Below are 325 nucleotides of genomic sequence, written 5' to 3'. Positions count from 1 at the left end.
AGCTACCACGGAAACAGATGCACCTCAGACGCTTAATACCGACAATCATGGTGTTTCTTCCCGGAAGGAGGTAAGAGGTACCGGGAGAATGGTCGGTCACGAACCTGGTATCCCCGGCGGCTTAGGCGATCAAATCTAGTTCGTTATGACTGACGAAAAGGCAAAACATAACCACACTGGCCAGCAGCCCACGGACATCCCTTCTGAGAAACTCATTAACCCGCCACAGAAAAAGCGGAAAAAGAAAACAGACCGCGACAGCGGTTTTAATTCAACAGGAAAAGATCCGATGCTCGGAGGCCAGGGAGTCAGGTGAGCCTTAACT

1 protein-coding gene is annotated in these 325 nt (G+C 50.8%); it reads left to right on the top strand.

All coding sequences use genetic code 11. The annotated features are described in order from the left end of the window. The first annotated feature begins 145 nt into the window (after window positions 1-145). The gene (locus DDR33_RS25885; RefSeq protein ID WP_158280761.1) at window positions 146-316 is read left to right on the top strand and encodes a hypothetical protein; all 171 of its coding nucleotides are present in this window, start codon (window positions 146-148) and stop codon (window positions 314-316) included. Window positions 317-325: the final 9 nt, after the last annotated feature.

Origin of the sequence: Pararcticibacter amylolyticus, assembly GCF_003130405.1 — a bacterium.
Taxonomy (GTDB): Bacteria; Bacteroidota; Bacteroidia; order Sphingobacteriales; family Sphingobacteriaceae; genus Arcticibacter; species Arcticibacter amylolyticus.
The sequence above is the reverse complement of the archived record's forward strand: the minus strand, read 5'-3'. Positions and strand labels throughout refer to the sequence as shown.